The organism is Streptomyces sp. NPDC043870 (assembly GCF_056435785.1).
On the sequence record NZ_JBWKDT010000130.1, the window covers coordinates 1 to 1974 of the forward strand.

At 65.4% G+C, this 1974-nt stretch carries 1 protein-coding gene and 1 pseudogene; one reads left to right on the plus strand and one right to left on the minus strand.

Annotation, left to right across the window (positions count from 1 at the left end; translation table 11 throughout):
* The coding region (locus tag AC0699_RS39640) for a transposase (RefSeq protein WP_478671560.1) at nucleotides 1-553 on the plus strand (553 nt) is incomplete at its 5' end.
* A 249-nt stretch (nucleotides 554-802) separates the two neighbouring features.
* Here the strand turns inward: AC0699_RS39640 and AC0699_RS39645 are convergent.
* Nucleotides 803-1650, minus strand: a pseudogene (locus tag AC0699_RS39645) (IS630 family transposase); the annotation flags it as partial.
* Between the last annotated feature and the right edge of the window lie 324 nt (nucleotides 1651-1974).

Sequence of the window (1974 nt, forward strand, 5' to 3'; positions counted from 1 at the left end):
CTGGCGTGCGGCGCTGGCCAGTGGCGCGGATCTGCTGTGGCGGGTGAAGAGCAACGCGGTTCTGCCGGTGTGCCGGCAGCTGGACGATGGTTCGTATCTGTCGCAGATCTTTGCCGCTGCTGATTACTACCAGTGCGCGGATCCTCAAGATATCCGGGTCATCGAGTACACGCTCCCTGGGAGTACCGAGGTCTACCGGTTGATCACCTCGGTCCTCGACCCCGCGGAGGCTCCCGCCCGTGAGCTGGCCGTTCTCTATCATGAACGGTGGGAGATCGAAACGCTGCTGGACGAGCTCAAGGTTCACCAGCGCGGCTCGGGGGCGGTACTGCGCTCGAAGGACCCGGACGGTGTCACCCAGGAGGTCTACGGTTTCCTGCTGGTCCACCACGCGTTGCGGCAGCTTGCCCACCATGCAGCGCGTTCGCGCGGTGTGGACCCGGACCGGATCTCTTTCACCCGCACCCTGAATGCTGCCCGGCGCCAAGTCCCCGCCCAGGCGGGCTTTTCCCCCCGGACGACTGGGCTGAGCCTTCCGGCAGTGCGTGGCTGAAATTGCCAGCCGACTGCTACCCAAACGACGTACCCGTTCATGCCCACGCGTCGTCAAACGCAAGATGTCACACTGGCCGCTCAAACGCTCCCATCACCTCAACTGGCCCCAGACACCAACACCAACACCCGAAACCATCACCATCACCCCAGCCTCCAGAACCACGTCGAAAGCCAAACGCAAACTTCCTCGCAGTGCCTAAAGTCAGCAGCATTGCGCGTACGAGGGCAGTTGGACGATGGTGAGTCAGTCGTGTGCAGCCGCGTACTCGCGCATTCCCGCGGCTCGATGGGTGTTGAGATTGTCCCAGATCAACATGATGGGTGCCTGGAGCTGGATGTGGGCGCGGACGACCAGGTCGCGGTAGTCGCTCCAGGCGAAGGTGTCGCGTCCCTTGCCCTTGTGCTCGCGGGCGGCGCGGCCGGTAGATCAGCCGGGACGTTTCACCCGGTTTGGAGCAGCACATGGCCGCGATCGACCAGCGGCGCCAGGAGCGGCCCCGCACTCGCACGACCGGCGTGTGTCCACGCCGGCCCCAGGTGCGGGCGTGCGGCGGTGTCATCGAGAACCCGGCCTCGTCCTCGAAGACGATGTACGCGCCCAGCGCCGCCGCAGTCATTCCGCCTGCGGCCACACATCCTTCTTCCACAGACCCACCGCCTGCTCGTCGCGCTCCAGCGCCCGGCGGGCCGGCGACTGCCAGGACCAGCCGTGCCGGTGCAGCAGCCGCCACACCGCCGACGACGAGCAGTCCAGCCGGAACGTCCGGACGATCAGCACTCTGATCCGGGCCAGCGTCCAGCGCTGGTCCTCCCAGCCATGCACGGCCGGCCCCCGTGCCAGCTCCTTCTCCAGGACAGCGAACTGCTCATCGGACACCTTGGGCAGTTTCGGCGGCCCCGCGGAGGCGAGCGCGGTCATTCCGCCCTCCCGCCAGGCACGACGCCAGCGTTCCACCGACCGCTCACTGACCCGCAGGCACTTCGCGATCACCGCGGTTCTCTCGCCACGACCGAACCGCTCACCGCCTCGTACCGGATCCGCTCGCGTAACAGCCGCCGCTCCGCGGTCAGCCCTCCACCCTGCGCGTACCGCATAACTCCGGCCTACCGCAGGGATCACCACACGTCACCACCCCCGACAACAATCCGAAGAGGTCAGTAGGGCAGCTGCCGGTGAGCGTGCATGTCCGTGCGCAGGATGTTCGGGTCTGTCAAAGGAACGGCCCTGTCTCACATTCGGTGGTGACGGAGAGTTGTGAGGGTCGTTGACTTTCATGTGATGGATGTCAACGAGCTATGTGTACCGCCTTTGAGGAATCCAGCACTAGTAGTACTTCGTTAGGTCGGTTTGGTGGTGTGGTGTGGGTTCGGGCATGGTGGTGCGGTGGACTTGGGGGAAGTTGAGGGACTGCGGGGCGA